This is a genomic window from Geodermatophilus poikilotrophus (assembly GCF_900111455.1).
In the GTDB taxonomy this organism is placed as follows: domain Bacteria; phylum Actinomycetota; class Actinomycetes; order Mycobacteriales; family Geodermatophilaceae; genus Geodermatophilus; species Geodermatophilus poikilotrophus.
The window spans coordinates 90007-104704 of the sequence record NZ_FOIE01000005.1 but is presented as its reverse complement, the minus strand read 5'-3'; the positions used below and the strand labels follow the sequence as shown (position 1 = coordinate 104704).

Here is a 14698-nt window from a genome sequence, read left to right as displayed (position 1 = left end):
GCAGTGGGGGGCAAGGGGGTCCTCTCTCAGCGGGTGCGGGCGGCCGCCTCCTTCACCGCGGCCAGCAGGCTCTCCCACTCGTGCAGCGTCGTCCGGGCGCGGCCGTGGGTGGCGCCGAGGGCGACCTCGGCGGCGTCGATGGCCCGCCAGTCCTCGAGCAGCACCGGGTCGGCACCGTTCGCGCGCAGCGCGGCGACCAGGTCGTCGTCCTCGCCGCCTCCGGGGCGGACCACGCCGGCCGCGACGTCGGCGAGCAGCGTGGCCACCGTCTCCCGGGCGTCGTGCTTGTTGGTGCCCACGACGCCGGTCGGCCCGCGCTTGATCCACCCCGCGACGTACTCGCCGGGGGAGGGAGCCCCGCCGCGCAGCACCCGGCCCAGGTCGTTGGGGACGGTGCCGCGGCGCGGGTCGAGCGGCAGCTCGGGCAGCTCGCCGCCGCGGTAGCCGACCGAGCGGACCACCAGGTCGGCGGGCAGCACGGTCGTCTCGCCGGTGCCCGAGGCGCGGCCGTCGGCGTCGACGACGGTGCGCTCGACCTCCACGCCGGTCACCCGGTCCTCGCCGAGCAGGCGCACCGGGCGGGCGAAGAAGCGCAGGGTCACCGTCGCCCGGCCGGGCTGTGCCGTGTGGGCGGCCCAGTCGCGCAGCACCGCGAGGTTCCGCGACACCACCCGGTCGGCCGCCACCCGCTCCTCGGCTGCGGCGTCCAGTTCCAGGTCGGCCGGGTCCACCAGCACGTCGGCCTCGGCCAGCTCCCCGAGCTCGCGCAGCTCCTGGGTGGTGAAGGTGGCCTGCGCCGGGCCGCGGCGGCCGAGCACGGTGACGTGCTCGACGGGCGCGGCGGCGAGGGCGTCGAGGACGTGCTGCGGCATGTCCGTGGACTCCAGCTCGGCGGGGGTGCGGGCCAGCACGCGGGCCACGTCGAGCGCCACGTTGCCGACCCCCACGACGACGACCGACCGCGCCCGCGCCAGTGCCGCCTCGACCCTGGCCCGGTCGGCGTCGGGGTGACCGGTGTACCAGGCGACCAGCGCGGTGGCGGCGAGGCTGCCGGGCAGCTCCTCGCCGGGGATGCCCAGCTGCCGGTCCAGCGCGGCGCCGTAGGTGTAGACGACGGCGTCCACCGCGGCGTGCAGCTCGGGGCAGGAGAGGTCGCGGCCGATCTCCACGTTGCCGACGAAGCGCACCGCCGGGTGGTCCAGGGCCCGGTGCAGCGTGTCCCGGATGGCGCGCATCTTGGGGTGGTCGGGGGCGATGCCGTGGCGCACCAGGCCGAACGGGGTGGGCAGCCGGTCGATCAGGTCGACGGCGACCGGGACCTCCTGCTGCCGGGTGAGCGCCTCGGCGGTGTAGATGCCCGCCGGACCGGCGCCGACGACGGCCACCCGCAGCCGTGGGGGAGGGGGCGGGGGACCGGGGTCCTCGTCGGCCGACACGACACGCATCCTGACCCGCCCGGGTGGGCGAGCACCAGGCTCCGAGAACCAAGAGCAGGGGGCAGCCCGTGTCCGTCGTCGTCGTCGCCACCATCACCCCGCAGCCCGAGCACGCCCAGGCGGTGCGGGAGGCCGTGCTGGCCGCCGTCCCGCAGGTGCACGCGGAGGAGGGGTGCGAGCGCTACGCGCTGCACGAGGCGCGCGACGGCTCCCTGGTGATGATCGAGCAGTGGGCCGGCCCCCAGGCGCTGGCCGCGCACGGCAAGGGCGAGCCGTTCAGCGAGCTGTCCCGGCAGCTGGAGGGCAAGCTCGCCGGCACCCTGGAGCTGCAGGTGCTCAGTCCGGTCCCGACAGGGGACGACGCCAAGGGCGTTCTGTAGGGCAGCTGTGGTCGTGGTCCAGCCCGCCGACGACGTACTGGGTGAGGACCACGCGGCCGCCGTCGGTCAGCGGGTCGCGGTGGCAGGTGGCGCGGGCGCCGGCGGGGGACCTCGCGCCGGCCAGCCAGCTGTCGAGGTCGTGCAGCGGGCTGTCCGCGGGCACCGCACCGGCGATCCGCCGCCACTGGTGGCCGGTGGAGTACAGGCCGACGTCCGCGCCGCTGCCGGCGAGACGGGCGACCATCCCCTCGAGCGCCGCGCGGTTGCGGGCACGGGCGGGCGCCGACCCGGTCTGCCAGGTGTTCGTCGTCTCGACGTCGAGCCACCAGGTGTACGCACCCGGGTCGGGGTCGACGCCGGCGTCCTCGGCGGCCGGGACGAAGAACTCCCGCACCGTGACGGCGGCCCGCTCCCAGCCGTACCGCCACGAGCAGGCCCGGCTGTTGTCGCCGTCGCAGCGGCCGTAGGGGGTGCGCCCGTGCGACGGCCAGGTGGTCACCAGGTCGCGCACCTGCCCGGGGTTGGCGGTGTTGACGTACAGCTGCAGCCGCGGCTGCGCCGCCACCTGGCCGGTGGCCTGCTGCGCCGCCCAGGCCAGCTGCTCGGCCAGGCACGGGTTGGGCCGGGTGGCCAGCCCGCCGTTGACGCCGACCACGGCGAACGCCGGCTCGTCGGGCAGGTCCTCGCCGCACTGCGGGTGGGAGACGTCGTAGCCGACCCCGGTGTCGTCCCCCGGGTGGGCCGCCGCGGCCGGCACGCCGAGGACCAGGCACGCCGCGGCGAGCGCGGCCGCCCCGAGAGCGCGCCCCCCGCCGACCATGCTCCACGATAGGCCGGGAGGGGCCCCCGGTCACCGGGTCAGAAGGCCTGGCAGACCGGGCACCAGTAGAGGTTGCGGCCGACCATCACCTGGGTCTGCACCGGCGTCCCGCACACCCGGCAGGGCAGCCCGGTGCGCCGGTAGACGTAGTGCGCGTCGTCCCGCCGGACGGCGCCGCCGCGGCGGGTGCGGTGCTCCGGGCGGGTGGTGACGATCCGGCCCATCCGGACGCCGGCGCGCATGAGCACCACCAGGTCCGCCCACACCGCCGCCCAGGTGCCGGCGTCGACCTCCCGGCCCGGGCGGAACGGCGAGACGCCGTGCCGGAAGAGGACCTCGGCGCGGTAGACGTTGCCGACGCCGGCCAGCACCGACTGGTCCATGAGCAGTGCGCCGATCGCGGTGCGGCTGCCGGCGATCCGCCGGTGGGCGACCGTGCCGTCGCTGCGCGGCCGCAGCGGGTCGGGCCCGAGCCGGTCGAGGATGCGGTCGACCTCCGGTGCGGCGAGGACCTCGCAGGCGGTGGCGCCGCGCAGGTCGGTCCAGACACCCAGACCGTCGGGGCCCTCGCCCTGCCAGCGCATCCGCAGCGCTCCCCGCGGGGGCGGCGGGCTGCCGGTTCCGGCGGTGTAGCTGCCGTAGAGCCCCAGGTGCACGTGCAGGGTGTCGGCGCCGAAGCAGGCGAACAGGTGCTTGCCGTGGGCGGTCACCTCGTCGAGCACCCGGTCGTCGAGCAGCGCCGCGCCGGCGGCGAACCGGCCCTGGGGACTGGTGACGTGCACGGGTCGTCCGGCGAACGCCAGCGACTGGTCCCGGGCCAGCCGGTGGAGCGTGTGGCCCTCAGGCACGGGCGGCTCGGCAGGTCATGCCCCCAGCTTCACCGCTGACCAGCGACTCCGCCACGACGGCGCGGTGAGCCCGGCGACACTCAGCGGTCGCGGACCTGCTCGTAGCGCTCCAGCGCCACCCGGCGCTCCTCGGCGTGGTCGACGATCGGCAGCGGGTACCCGTCGGGGACGCCGTCGGGCGCGAGCCACGGCTCGTGCACGTGGCGCGCCGGGACGTCGCGCAGCTCGCGCACCCAGCGGCGCACGTAGTCGCCGTCCGGGTCGAACTCCCGGCCCTGCCGGGTGGGGTTGAAGACGCGGTAGTAGGGCGAGGCGTCGGTGCCGGTGCCGGCGACCCACTGCCAGCCGTGGTTGTTGCTGGCGAGGTCGCCGTCGACGAGGTGCTGCATGAAGTACCGGGCGCCGCGGCGCCAGTCGACGTGCAGGTCCTTGACCAGGAACGACGCGACGATCATCCGCACGCGGTTGTGCACGTAGGCCTCGCCGAGCAGCTGCCGCATCCCGGCGTCGACGATCGGGTAGCCGGTGCGGCCCTGCGCCCAGGCGGCGAACCGCTCGTCGGCGTCCGGGCCGGTGTCGTAGGCCATGGCGTGCATCCGCTCGTCGAGGGGTTCGCGGGCGGACTGCGGGCGGTGCCACAGGACGTCGGCGTAGAAGTCCCGCCAGGCCAGCTCGTTGCGGAAGCTGTCGGCGGAGTCGGAGTCGAGGCCCTCGAGGTCGGCCAGCAGCGTGCGCGGGTGCACGCAGCCGTACTTGAGGTAGGCCGACAGCCGGCTGGTGCCGTCGGTGCCCGGGGTGTTGCGGGTGGTCCGGTAGCCCTCCAGCCGCTCGGCGCGGAAGCGCCGCCAGGCGTCGGAGGCGGCGGCCTCACCGGCCGGGGGCAGCCGGACGCCGTCGAGGTCCGGCACCTCGGGCGGGTCCTCGGAGCGGACGCCGGTGCTCCAGGGCACCGGGTTCGGCCGCGGTGCCGGGGTGTGCCAGCCGTGCTCGCGCCAGGCACGGGCGAAGGGGGAGAAGACGCGGAACGGCGTCCCGTCGGACTTGGTGACCCGGCCCGGGGTCACCGCGTACGGGGAACCGGTGCGCACGAACGGCACGCCGTCCAGTGCCCGCTCGACCGCCGCGTCGCGCTGCCGGCCGTAGACACCGGTGTCGGCGGAGACGTGCACGCTGCCCGCGCCCGCCTCGCGGACCAGGTCCGGCAGCACCCGCGCCGGGTCGCCGTTGCGCAGCACCAGGGCGCCGTCCACCCGTCCGCCGAGGTCGGCGAGGCAGTCCAGCAGGAACTGCCGCCGCGGCAGGCCGGAGGGGCCCCACAGCCGGGGGTCGAAGACGAACACCGGGACGACGGCGCCGTCCGGCCCGGCCGCCTCGCGGGCGTCGAGCAGGGCCGGGTGGTCGGCCAGCCGCAGGTCGCGGCGGAACCAGAGCAGCGCGGTGGGCACGCGCGCGAGCGTAGGCAGCTCCCGGTGGCCGCGCAGTCCAGGCGGCCGAGCGGGTCAGCGGTCGGCGGTGGCCAGACCGAAGTGCGGCCGGTCGTCCTCGGCGACGAGGTCGACGTCCTCGGGGTGCTGCTGGATGTAGTGGCGCACGAACGAGCAGTAAGGCAGCACGGTCAGCCCGCGCTGCCGGGCGGCGGCCAGCACACCGGCGACGAGCAGCGAGCCGATCCCGCGGCCGCCGACGGAGGGGTCGACCTCGGTGTGCGGCAGCGCCATGGTGCCGTTCTCGACGTGGTAGCTGGCCAGGCCGACGACCCGGTCACCGAGACGGACCTCGAACCGTCCCCGATCCGGGACGTCGACCACGCTCGTCTCCATGCTGGGCTTCCCCCTCCGCTCGTCCCCGGCGCCGTTGCCGGGGCTCGACATGCGTTCAGAGACGTTAACGCCTCGCAGCGCCGCGCAGTGCCGCTGCGCGGGGGCATGTCGCCCCTGTGAGGGACACCCGGGCGGAGGTGCAGGGGCTGGTGCACGCCCCTGCACCTCCGCCTGACCGAGCGCCTCGGACCCCTCCACCTGCACGTCAGCCGCCGCGGGATCTCGCCCGGCCTGCACGTCGGCCCGGTGGGGTGCAGCCCCGCGCACGCGGCTGGTCGGTGCCCCTTCCCGGGCCGTTCCGGTGCGTGTCCTCCCGGCGGCGCTGACCCTCAGGGCCGGGGGTTGGTCCGCGTCCAGCCGCGGTCGTCCCGCCGTCCGCCGAGTGCGGCCCGGCAGCGGCGGCAGACGTCCTGCACCTCCTCGGCGTGGCGACCGGACTCCGGCTGGACGTCGGCCCAGCTGACGTGCGGGAAGCGGGCCAGCCGCGACCTGCTCAGCGACAGCCCGCAGACCGTCTCGTTGCGCCCGCGCTCCCAACCGTGGACCTCGCCGGCGGGGTACCGGATGCCGTCGTCGGGGTCGACCCACTGGCCGGCGGCCGCGACCGCCGCGTTGCGGAGTGCCATGGCGGCTGCGGTACCCCCGTGCTCGTCGCTCAGGCGGCGGACCGCCCGGCTGCCCGTCCCGGCAGGGCCCGGCCCAGCACCAGCGCGCCCACCCCGGCCAGCACCACGGTCAGCAGGGCGACCCGCAGACTGGTCGCATCCGCCAGGGCGCCCACCAGTGGCGGGGAGACGAGGAAGCCGATCCGCAGCAGCCAGTTGATCACTGCCAGGCCGGTCCCGTGCGGCAGTCCGGGCAGTTCGTCGGCCGCCTGGTAGACGGCCGGGACCAGGGTGGCGACGCCGAGACCGGCGAGGGTGAAGCCGAGCAGGGTGGTGGGCACCGACGGCAGCGCCAGGGCCAGGCCCATCCCCGCCGCGGCGAGCGCGCCGCCGGCCCGTGCCACTCGGCGGCGGCCGAACCGGTCGACGACGCGGTCCCCGGTCAGCCGGCCGACGGTCATCGCCACCGACAGCGCGACGAAGCCCAGCCCCGCGGTCGCCGCGCCGGCGTCGAGCTCGGTGCGCAGGTAGAGCGCGCTCCACGAGGCGCCGGCGTCCTCGACGAACGCACCGCACGCCGCGAGCACGCCCAGCACGGCCAGCGCCGGGACGGCGGCGCGCCGGCGCGGGCGCTCCCGCGGCTGCTCGTCAGCGGCCGGCTCCGGCTCGTCCGGGCCAGGCAGGGCCGCGCGCGAGACGGCCAGCGCGAGCGCGCCGAGGACGACGGCCGACGCGCCGAGCTGGACGGCGAGCGGCGCCCCCAGCCCCGCCGCGACCGAACCGAGCAGCCCGCCCGCGACCGCGCCGATGCTCCAGGTGCCGTGGAAGGCGTTGAGGATCGAGCGCTGGTAGAGCCGTTGGACGCGCAACCCGTGCGCGTTCTGCGCGACGTCGACGACCGCGTCCAGCGCGCCGAGCACCAGCAGTGCCGCGGCGAGGCCGAGCCAGTTGGGCGCCACCGACACCGTCCAGACGGTGGCGCCGAGCAGGGCCAGGCCGTAGGACGCGATCCGGCCGGAGCCGAACCGGCGGATGAGCGCGGCGGCGAACGGCCCGGCCAGCAGCGCTCCCAGCGGCACGGCCGCCAGCGCCGCACCCAGGGCGGTGCTGCTCAGCCCCAGCTGCGCTTTCACCTCCGGCAGCCGCGGCACGAGGCCTGCGTAGAAGACGGCGTTCAGGAAGAAGCAGGCGGCGACGGCGACGCGGGCACGGCGCAGGCGCGCGGCGTCGAGCGTGGTGGTCTCCACGGTGTCCTCGGGATCGGGCCTCAGCCGGCGAGCCGGTGCAGGGCGGAACGGATCTGGGCGGCGTCCATCGGGTCGGTGGACAGGGCGCTGTGCAGGACCAGCCCCTCCACCAGCGCGTCGACCTCGCGTGCGGTCACCGGGTCGAGGTGCCGCTCCAGGCTGCGGCGGCTGCGGGACATCCAGTCCTGGGTGACCGCGCGCAGGGCCGGGTTGCGGGCCGCGGCGACGTAGAGCTCGACGGCGAGCACCAGGTCCCGGCTGGACCCCAGCAGGTCGCCGGTCAGGTGCCCGGCCAGCGCATCGAGGGCCGCGGCCCGGTCCGGTGCGGCGCGCATCCGCTCGTCGAAGCGCTCGGCGACCGTCTCGACGTGCCGGGTGAACGCCGCGGCGAGCAGCTCGGTCAGCGAGCCGAAGTGGTAGGTCAGCGACCCCAGCGGGACGTCCGCCGCGCGCGCGATGGCCCGGTGCGTGGCGGCGGCGACGCCCTGCGCGGCGATGACGTCGAGCGTCGTGTCCACCAGCCGGTCGCGCCGTCCCGGGTCGTGCCGTCGGGCCCGCCGCGCCGGGACCGGAGCGGCGCTCACCCCTCGGGCCCGTCGAGGGTGCGGACGACGCGGGCCGGGTTGCCCGCGGCGACCACGTCCGCCGGCAGGTCCCGGGTGACCACCGCCCCGGCGCCGACGACGGCGTTCTCCCCGATCGTCACGCCGGGCAGCACGACCACCCCGCCGCCGAGCCACACGTCGTCGCCGATCGTGATCGGCTCGGCGGCCTCCCACTTGGCACCCTCGCCGACGCTGCCGAGCAGCACCTCCGGCAGCCGGCGGCGCAGCGGCCCCTGCCGGACCGTCGTCGCGTTGTAGGCGTCGGCGACGTCCAGCGCGCGGGTGCTCGCCGCGCCGAGCTCGGGGTCGTCGGCGGTGCAGGGATCGCCGGCGAGCACCCGCTCGCGCATGGTCCGGGAGTCGTCAGCGTCTGCCGGGGTGCCCATAAGAACAACCGTACACACCAGGCCGGGCCGTCGTGGCGCCGTCTCCGGGGCCCGGCGGGTCGACCGCGCGGACCGCCACGTGAGCACCCGTCGGGTCCGGCCGTGACCCCGACCATGACCTCTGGCACCTGGCAGGGACGCCGCGCCGGCCGACGCTCTGGCGATGGTCACCGAGACGGCACCCACCCTCCCGCCGGGATCCGCTCCACTTCCCCCGCGGCGAGGACCGATCCGGTGGATCGTCGCCACGTCCCTGGGCGTCGGCCTGGCCGCCGCGCTCGTCCTCGTGCTGGTGCTGTTCGCCGGGGCGCGCGAGCACGTCATCACCGGGTCGGCGCTGCTCGGGTTTGCACTCGGCTGGGCGGTGCTGGCGGTGCTGTCGATCCGGCTGACCACCCAGCCCCAGCGCTGGGCCTTCGTCCCGGCCGCCGGGATGGCCGCCACCGGGCTGGGGCTGCTGGTCCTCGCCCCAGGGGACGGTGGGCTGACCGCCGCCGGCTGGGTGTGGCCGGCGGTCCTGCTCGCACTCGCCGTCTGGATGGGCGTCCGCATCCGCCGCGACCTGGCCGCCGGCTGCGGCCGCCGGCTGCTCTTCGCGGTCGTGGCGGTCATGGCCCTGGCAGCCGTGGGCGGCATGGCCGAGACCGTCGCGATCGCCGGCCACCGCAGCTCCGTCGCGCCCGGGCAGTCCTACGACGTCGGCGGCTACCGGCTGCACCTGGACTGCACCGGTACCGGCAGTCCCACCGTCGTGCTGCAGGGCGGGCTCGGTTCGATGTCGTCGTCCTGGGCGCGCATCGCGCCGGCCGTCGGCCGGACCACCCGGGTGTGCGCCTACGACCGCGCCGGGCAGGGCTGGAGCGATGACTCGCCGCACGCGCCCGACGGCCTGCAGGCCGCCGCCGATCTGCACACCCTGCTCGACCGCGCCGGCGAGGACGGTCCGTACGTGCTCGTCGGGCACTCGACCGGCGGCAGCTACGCGATGACCTACGCCGCCCGCCATCCCCAGCAGGTCGCCGGGGTGGTGCTCCTGGATGGTTCCGACCCCTACCAGGTCACCGCCGCCTCCACCTCGGCCGACGCGAACGCCCCCGCCGAGCTCGCGCTGCTGCCGAGCCTCGCCCGGCTCGGCATCGGGCAGCTCGTCCCGGCCGCCGTGTGGTCCAGCCTGCCCGAGCCGGCAGCCGGACAGGTCCAGGCGTTCACGACCGGTCCCCGCGGCTGGCGGAACGTCCGTGACGAGTCCGCCGCCATGCCCGCGCTGTTCGGCCAGGCCCAGGCGCTGACCACGCTCGGGAGCACGCCGCTGGTCGTCCTCACCGCCGCAGGGCCCCACGTGGACCTGCGATGGTCCGCCGTGCAGGAGCGGATGGCCGCGCTGTCCACGAACAGCAGCCACCGCCACGCGGACGCCACGCACAACGCCCTGCTGGACGAGGAGCACGGCGCCCAGGCGTCCAGGCAGGCCATCGAAGACGTCGTCCGGGCGGTGCGCACCGGCACGCCGGTCGAGCCGACCTGACCCCGGCCGTCGCCGTGCCCGGCGCCGCCCTGGCCGGGGCATCGCGACGGTCCCGCCTAGAGTCTTCCCATGCCGACCCCGCCAGGCCCCGGCCTGGACGTCGGCATGCTGCTCGATCGAGTCGACGGGATCGCGCCGATCGACGCTGTGGAGGCCGCGGCGGGAGCGCTCGCCGAGATGCTCGGCGCGCGGAACCTGACCTTCCTGATCGCGGACTTCAGCGGTCGCGCCGTCGTGCGTCTCACCACGGGTACCGCCGGCGTCGAGGGCGCTCGTACGCAGGCGGGCGCACAGGCGGAGACGGTGCCGATGTCCGGCACCGTGTACGAGCGCGTGCTGCGCACCCAGGAGGTCGACGTACACCCGCTGGATGACGAAGCCCGGATCATCGCCCCGGTCACCGACCGGGGGGACGCGATCGGGCTGCTGGAGCTGGTCCTGCCCGCGCACCCCGCCCCGACGGCGGTCGCCGACGTCGCTGCCGCCGCGCACGCGCTGGCCTACGTCGTCATCGCCGCCCGCCGGTACACCGACGTGTTCGAGTGGGGACAGCGCACCACGCCGTTCTCCCTGGCCGCCGAGATCCAGCGTCGGCTGCTGCCGACCTCCTACACCTGTGAGGCCGGGCAGTTCACCCTCGCCGGCTGGTTGGAACCGGCGGCCTCGGTCGGCGGCGACACGTTCGACTACACGCTCAACCGGGATTCCCTGCACGTGTCGATCACCGATGCCGTCGGCCACGAGGTCGAGGCCGCCCTGCTGGCGACACTGCTCGTCGGGGCGCTGCGCAACGCCCGCCGCAAGGGACTGGACCTCGCCGCGCAGGCCCGGTACGCCAACGACGCCCTGGTCGAGAACGCCTCCGCGGGGCAGTTCGTCACCGGACAACTCCTGCGCGTCGACCTGTCGGCCGGCACGGCCGCGATCGTCAACGCCGGTCACCCGTCGCCGCTGCGGCTCCGGAACGGCCGGGTGCAGGAGATCGGTCTGGGCATCGACCCGCCGTTCGGCGTCGTGCCCGGCAGGTCGTTCCTAACCCAGGCCTTCCAGCTCCAAGCAGGGGACCGGGTCATCTTCCTGACCGACGGCATGCAGGAACGCAACGCCGCCTCCCTCGACGTCGAGGTGGCTCTCCGCGACACCGCAGACCTGCACCCCCGGGAGGTCGTCCAGGAACTCGGCGCGGCGGTACTGCGTGCGACCGGAGGCGATCTCCGCGACGACGCGACCATGGTGTGCCTGGACTGGTACGGAGGCCGCCCGCGTCGCAGTGACAGCGTGAACGGGGCGGACGCCGGGCTGGTCTCACCCGCGCGGGTTCTGCGTCGCGGACAGGCCTGACCCGCGGCTGGACCGCTCCAGTACGCCGGCCCGGTGAGGTCACGAGGATCTCGCCCGACCCCATGGCGCGCTCCGGACAGCCAGCCTCCTGCCGGGTACCGACGCAGGCGCCCGAGCGGCACGCCGCCGCATCGCCTGCCACCGCCTCCGGCGCGTCGGTGGGGGCGGTGCAGTCGATGCTCGGACACGCCTCCGCCGCGATGACCCTGGACCGACACGGCCACCTGTCCGCCGACGGCCTGACACCGCTCGTGCGGACCGAATGCCGTTCGGGCGCCCTGTCGCTGGACCCGACGCTCGAACCAGGCCGAACCGTCGAGCTCGTGGTGCCCCCGGCAGGATTCGAACCTGCGACACACGGTTTAGGAAACCGATCCAGGCGTGGTCCTGACCTGGGCTCCGGTCGCTCATTGCGGCTTTGACCTGCGGTGTTGTGCCGAGCTGATGAGTGCTGTCGACGGCCCTTGACGGACATTTTGCTGACCGAGTGCTGACCAAATGTCCGGCAGGCCCGAGTAGCCGTGCGTGGGACCTCTCCGGCTCTGGCGCCCCGCGCCGATGCTGGAGGTGCCGCCTCCCACCCGGCGGCAGTGTTCCGCCTGTCTCGGTCACCGGAAGGGCGCTTCGCGTCCCTGCGGGATGGGCCTCCGGCCCACCCTTCCCCCGCCCTGCGACAGCCAGAGGAGCGCCGGTTGTGGGGAAGCAGACAGGGGTGGGGACGCGCCTAGTAGTGCTTCGTTGAATTGGCGCTCGGGTGTGGCTGGTGATGCGTTGTCCCAGGACGTGCGGGTGGGCGCGTTGACCAGCGTGAAATCGTGAACTCCCGTTCTGACCTGCAAGAATACATCTCAGTCAATCAGAGTCAATCGAACTCAATCGAACGATCATGTGCCCCGATTGTGCCCAAGGGCGGGGGGGCTCCGCGAGGATGCAGCGGGTCCACACGGCCGACGTCAAAATGGTGAAGGCCGTCGTGCGCGCCCGCACGGCGTCGCAGGAGCACTGCTGGCGGCGCTCGAAGGCCACGGCTGGTCGGCCGCGCCGGCCCGGTCCGCCCCCGGCGAGGTCCAGCGCCGTTGGCACGGTACGGCCGGAGCCTCACGCGCACTCCCGCCGCGGACACCGGATCGAGACCTCCGCCTGGCACAGTCGGCGTGCGCCGCGAGGCGGTCGGGGGCCTGTGGACACGAAGCGGAAGCGGGTGGCTTAGCGTCGTCGGCGCCCGGACCTCGGTGAACAGCCGGAGTCGCCGCGGCTGATCACCACCCTTCACGTACCGCCCGGAGGCCAAGTCGGCCGAGGTCACCGACGAGGAGCGCGGTCGGCGCTGACGCCGACACCGAGGTTGGGGAACACCACCATTCGTCCGCGGGTTGATCGAGCATCGTGGGCCCTGACACTGACGCCGGCCGCGTCGCCGTGCTCGTCGGTCTGCTGTTCGGACTTGCCGGCATGGGCAGCGCCGCCGTCGCCGTCACGATGCCCGAGATCGCAGCTGACCTGGACTTGACCACCGGTGGCGTTTCATGGGTGCTCACCCTCTACGCCTTGATGCTCGCGGTGGCGACGGCGGTCTACGGGCGCGTGGCCGACCTCGCTGGCATCCGCCTGCCATTTCTCGTAGGTGTTGGGCTCATGACCGCCGGCGCCGTGCTCGGAGGTCTCGCGCCGACGTACGAGGTCCTGCTCGGAGCGCGGGTGCTGCAGGGCTTGGGCGCCTCCGCCGTCCCGGTGCTCGGCATGGCCATCGTCACCGCCAAGTACGACGGACGGGTTCGCGCCCTCGCCCTCGGCCGTGTCGCCGGAATGGCGGCTGCGGTCGGTGCCCTCGGCCCGCTGGCCGGCGGCCTCGTTGCGGACCTCCTGGACTGGCGCGCCGTCGTTGTCCTCCCCGCGTTGGGACTGCTCGTCGTCCCTGCGCTGTGGCGTGCGGTCCCGACGAGGGGGACCGGCGCCCGGCTCGACGTGCTCGGCGCGATCCTGGTGGCTGGCACCGCGGCGGGGCTCGTGCTGCTCCTGCAGTCCCCGTCCTCCGGTGTCGTCGTCGCCATAGCGGGCGTGGTTCTCCTGGGGCTCGGTGTCCCCGCTGTGGCGGCCCGCGTCCGCCGCCGGCCCGAGGGATTCCTCCCGCACACAGTCATTCGCGAGCCGGTCGTCGTCCGCAGTGCCCTGGCGGCCTCCGCGATCCCGGCGGCGTGGTTTGCCTTGCTGATCGCCGTGCCGGCGGTCCTCGCACTGCGGGGATGGTCGCCGCTCGAGGTCGGCCTTGCCCTCGTGCCCAGCGCCTTCACCGGTCTCCTGGGGCCGCGGCTGGCGGGGCCGATGCTCGCCCGCCTCGGACCCACCCGGTCGCTCGCGGTGGCCGGGGTCACGGCGGGAGCCGCTCTCGCCCTGGCCGCCCTTGGCGCCGCTGCGGGGTCCGCCACGGTCCTGGTCTGCGCAGTCGTCCTCGTGACCTTCGCCTTCGGTCTCGGCCAGCCGGCGCTGATGGCCGCGGTCAGCGGAGCGGTACCGGTCGACGTCCGTGGGGTCGCGCTGGGCATCGCCATGCTCGTCTTCCTCGTCGGTGGGGGTATCGGGTCCGCGATCGTCGGAGGATTCGGCGAGGTGTTCGGGCTGGACCGGAGCCTGCTCCTCCTCGCGGTCTTCCCCCTTGCCGGCACCCTCGGGCTTGTGGGGTCGATCCGCGCCGAGCGCTCGGCACGATCGGCCCGCGGTCCGGACGGGCAGGACCCTGACGTGCGGCTCGGAGACGGCCGCTAGCTACTGGGGACGGTCGGGCCTACCGGCGGACGCACGGGACTGCCCCCAGTTGCACTGACTCTGCTGGACTCGCCGGGGCGGCGCTGGGCCTTGCCCCTTGAGCGTTGTGGGCTGACGACGGCCAAGGTTGGCTGAGTTGCGGACTTCCTGCGGACTAACTGCGGACTGGGACAGCGCGTTCCCTGGCCCGTGTGAACCTCCTCGCGGGGCGGCACGCCGCTCCCAGCCGGCCGAGGGTGCCGGCTGCAGCGGGTCGCCGGAAGGGCGCTGTGCGTCCCTGCGGGATGGGCCTACGGCCCACCCTTCCCTCAATCCGCTGCAGCCGGATTCAAGCCGGTTATGGGGAGCGACCGACAAGGGCTACACCGGCGCGGGCGTCGGCGTGCACGTGCCGGTCCGCCACCACCCCGACGGGCCGCTGCACACCGACAACCGCTGCTACAACTCCCTGATCATTGCGCTACGCGCGCCCGCCGAACGCGGTCACGCTCTGCTCGGCCGCTGGCGGGCCCTCGACCGAGTCACCGTCACCCCGCAGCGCATCGGCGCAATCGCCGCCGCCGCATTGGTGCTGACCTCACTCGACCGCGGAACCAGGTGAGAAATCCTCATTGTGCGACATGGAGGCGAAGAGACCTCCACCCGGCTGGGCCGCCACCGCTGGGTCGTCGAGCGGTCCTTCGCCTGGCTGACCGGCTACCGCCGACTCACTGAGCCTTTCCCGGTAGCGAGTCCACTGGTCTGTTGATCACGTGGTGCGGTCGTGCACTTGGTGGAGCAGGACGAGGGCAGCGGCGGTGATCGCGCCGATCCGCGGACACAGGCTGACCCGGCGCAGCGCCCTGGCGTTTGTCTTGAGCAGCGAGTTACCGCGCTCGGCCGGTGCTCAGGTGGCCCCGTGCAGCAGGTTGACGGTGGGTTC

14 protein-coding genes, 1 tRNA gene and 1 pseudogene are annotated in these 14698 nt (G+C 74.9%); 5 read left to right on the top strand and 11 right to left on the bottom strand.

The window, feature by feature from the left end; translation table 11 throughout:
- Positions 1-26: 26 nt before the first annotated feature.
- Entirely contained in the window at positions 27-1445 is a 1419-nt protein-coding gene (locus BMW27_RS12480; protein WP_245743524.1) for an FAD-dependent oxidoreductase, read from the bottom strand.
- A 59-nt stretch (positions 1446-1504) separates the two neighbouring features.
- On the opposite strand from BMW27_RS12480, the gene BMW27_RS12475 reads away from it, so the two are divergent.
- Positions 1505-1816 carry a putative quinol monooxygenase gene (locus tag BMW27_RS12475; RefSeq protein ID WP_091444549.1) on the top strand — a complete coding sequence of 104 codons (312 nt, stop codon included), beginning with the start codon at positions 1505-1507 and terminating at the stop codon, positions 1814-1816.
- Here BMW27_RS12475 and BMW27_RS12470 read toward each other — a convergent pair.
- The 8 genes from BMW27_RS12470 to BMW27_RS24360 all read right to left on the bottom strand — a co-directional run bounded on the left by BMW27_RS12470 (position 1773) and on the right by BMW27_RS24360 (position 8147).
- Positions 1773-2636, bottom strand: a complete 864-nt coding sequence (locus BMW27_RS12470) for a hypothetical protein (protein ID WP_091444546.1) — start codon at positions 2634-2636, stop codon at positions 1773-1775. The two genes, BMW27_RS12475 and BMW27_RS12470, sit on opposite strands and share 44 nt — an antisense overlap.
- 38 nt (positions 2637-2674) lie before the next feature.
- Positions 2675-3484, bottom strand: a complete 810-nt coding sequence (locus BMW27_RS12465; RefSeq protein WP_091444542.1) for an Fpg/Nei family DNA glycosylase — start codon at positions 3482-3484, stop codon at positions 2675-2677.
- A gap of 80 nt (positions 3485-3564) precedes the next feature.
- Positions 3565-4929, bottom strand: a complete 1365-nt coding sequence (locus BMW27_RS12460; RefSeq protein WP_091444537.1) for a cryptochrome/photolyase family protein — start codon at positions 4927-4929, stop codon at positions 3565-3567.
- Positions 4930-4983: 54 nt separating this feature from the next.
- Entirely contained in the window at positions 4984-5355 is a 372-nt protein-coding gene (locus tag BMW27_RS12455) for a GNAT family N-acetyltransferase (protein WP_245743522.1), read from the bottom strand.
- 278 nt (positions 5356-5633) lie between these two features.
- Positions 5634-5930: a hypothetical protein gene (locus BMW27_RS12450; protein ID WP_012947057.1), complete on the bottom strand. Its 297-nt coding sequence runs from the start codon at positions 5928-5930 to the stop codon at positions 5634-5636.
- Positions 5931-5959: 29 nt separating this feature from the next.
- Positions 5960-7156 (bottom strand): MFS transporter, encoded by a 1197-nt coding sequence (locus BMW27_RS12445; protein ID WP_091444531.1) that lies wholly within the window; start codon positions 7154-7156, stop codon positions 5960-5962.
- Between the two features lie 20 nt (positions 7157-7176).
- On the bottom strand, positions 7177-7740 hold the full coding sequence (locus tag BMW27_RS12440; protein ID WP_091444528.1) for a TetR/AcrR family transcriptional regulator: 564 nt from the start codon (positions 7738-7740) through the stop codon (positions 7177-7179).
- On the bottom strand, positions 7737-8147 hold the full coding sequence (locus tag BMW27_RS24360) for a DapH/DapD/GlmU-related protein (RefSeq protein ID WP_217638142.1): 411 nt from the start codon (positions 8145-8147) through the stop codon (positions 7737-7739). The genes BMW27_RS12440 and BMW27_RS24360 overlap by 4 nt, the downstream gene beginning before the upstream one ends.
- A gap of 163 nt (positions 8148-8310) precedes the next feature.
- Between BMW27_RS24360 and BMW27_RS12430 the strand changes: the two genes are divergently transcribed.
- Positions 8311-9672, top strand: a complete 1362-nt coding sequence (locus BMW27_RS12430) for an alpha/beta hydrolase (RefSeq protein ID WP_091444525.1) — start codon at positions 8311-8313, stop codon at positions 9670-9672.
- 69 nt (positions 9673-9741) lie between these two features.
- Positions 9742-11013 carry a PP2C family protein-serine/threonine phosphatase gene (locus BMW27_RS12425; protein WP_091444522.1) on the top strand — a complete coding sequence of 424 codons (1272 nt, stop codon included), beginning with the start codon at positions 9742-9744 and terminating at the stop codon, positions 11011-11013.
- A 324-nt stretch (positions 11014-11337) separates the two neighbouring features.
- Here BMW27_RS12425 and BMW27_RS12420 read toward each other — a convergent pair.
- A tRNA-Arg gene (locus BMW27_RS12420) sits at positions 11338-11417 on the bottom strand.
- 982 nt (positions 11418-12399) lie between these two features.
- Between BMW27_RS12420 and BMW27_RS12415 the strand changes: the two genes are divergently transcribed.
- Together BMW27_RS12415 and BMW27_RS24355 are read left to right on the top strand one after the other, a co-directional pair.
- Complete coding sequence (locus BMW27_RS12415; protein WP_091444519.1) at positions 12400-13776, top strand: MFS transporter; 1377 nt, start codon at positions 12400-12402, stop codon at positions 13774-13776.
- Between the two features lie 127 nt (positions 13777-13903).
- Positions 13904-14377 carry a transposase family protein gene (locus tag BMW27_RS24355; RefSeq protein ID WP_091444516.1) on the top strand — a complete coding sequence of 158 codons (474 nt, stop codon included), beginning with the start codon at positions 13904-13906 and terminating at the stop codon, positions 14375-14377.
- 147 nt (positions 14378-14524) lie between these two features.
- Here the strand turns inward: BMW27_RS24355 and BMW27_RS22945 are convergent.
- A pseudogene (locus BMW27_RS22945) lies at positions 14525-14662 on the bottom strand (IS5/IS1182 family transposase); the annotation flags it as partial.
- Positions 14663-14698: the final 36 nt, after the last annotated feature.

What these genes read in the sequence shown, in the direction of transcription:
- BMW27_RS12430 (WP_091444525.1), top strand. Translation starts at nt 8,311, where the DNA reads ATGGTCACCGAGACGGCACCCACCCTCCCGCCGGGATCCGCTCCACTT.
- BMW27_RS12455 (WP_245743522.1), bottom strand. Translation starts at nt 5,355, where the DNA reads ATGTCGAGCCCCGGCAACGGCGCCGGGGACGAGCGGAGGGGGAAGCCC.
- BMW27_RS24360 (WP_217638142.1), bottom strand. Translation starts at nt 8,147, where the DNA reads ATGGGCACCCCGGCAGACGCTGACGACTCCCGGACCATGCGCGAGCGG.
- BMW27_RS12470 (WP_091444546.1), bottom strand. Translation starts at nt 2,636, where the DNA reads ATGGTCGGCGGGGGGCGCGCTCTCGGGGCGGCCGCGCTCGCCGCGGCG.
- BMW27_RS12480 (WP_245743524.1), bottom strand. Translation starts at nt 1,445, where the DNA reads ATGCGTGTCGTGTCGGCCGACGAGGACCCCGGTCCCCCGCCCCCTCCC.
- BMW27_RS12450 (WP_012947057.1), bottom strand. Translation starts at nt 5,930, where the DNA reads ATGGCACTCCGCAACGCGGCGGTCGCGGCCGCCGGCCAGTGGGTCGAC.
- BMW27_RS12425 (WP_091444522.1), top strand. Translation starts at nt 9,742, where the DNA reads ATGCCGACCCCGCCAGGCCCCGGCCTGGACGTCGGCATGCTGCTCGAT.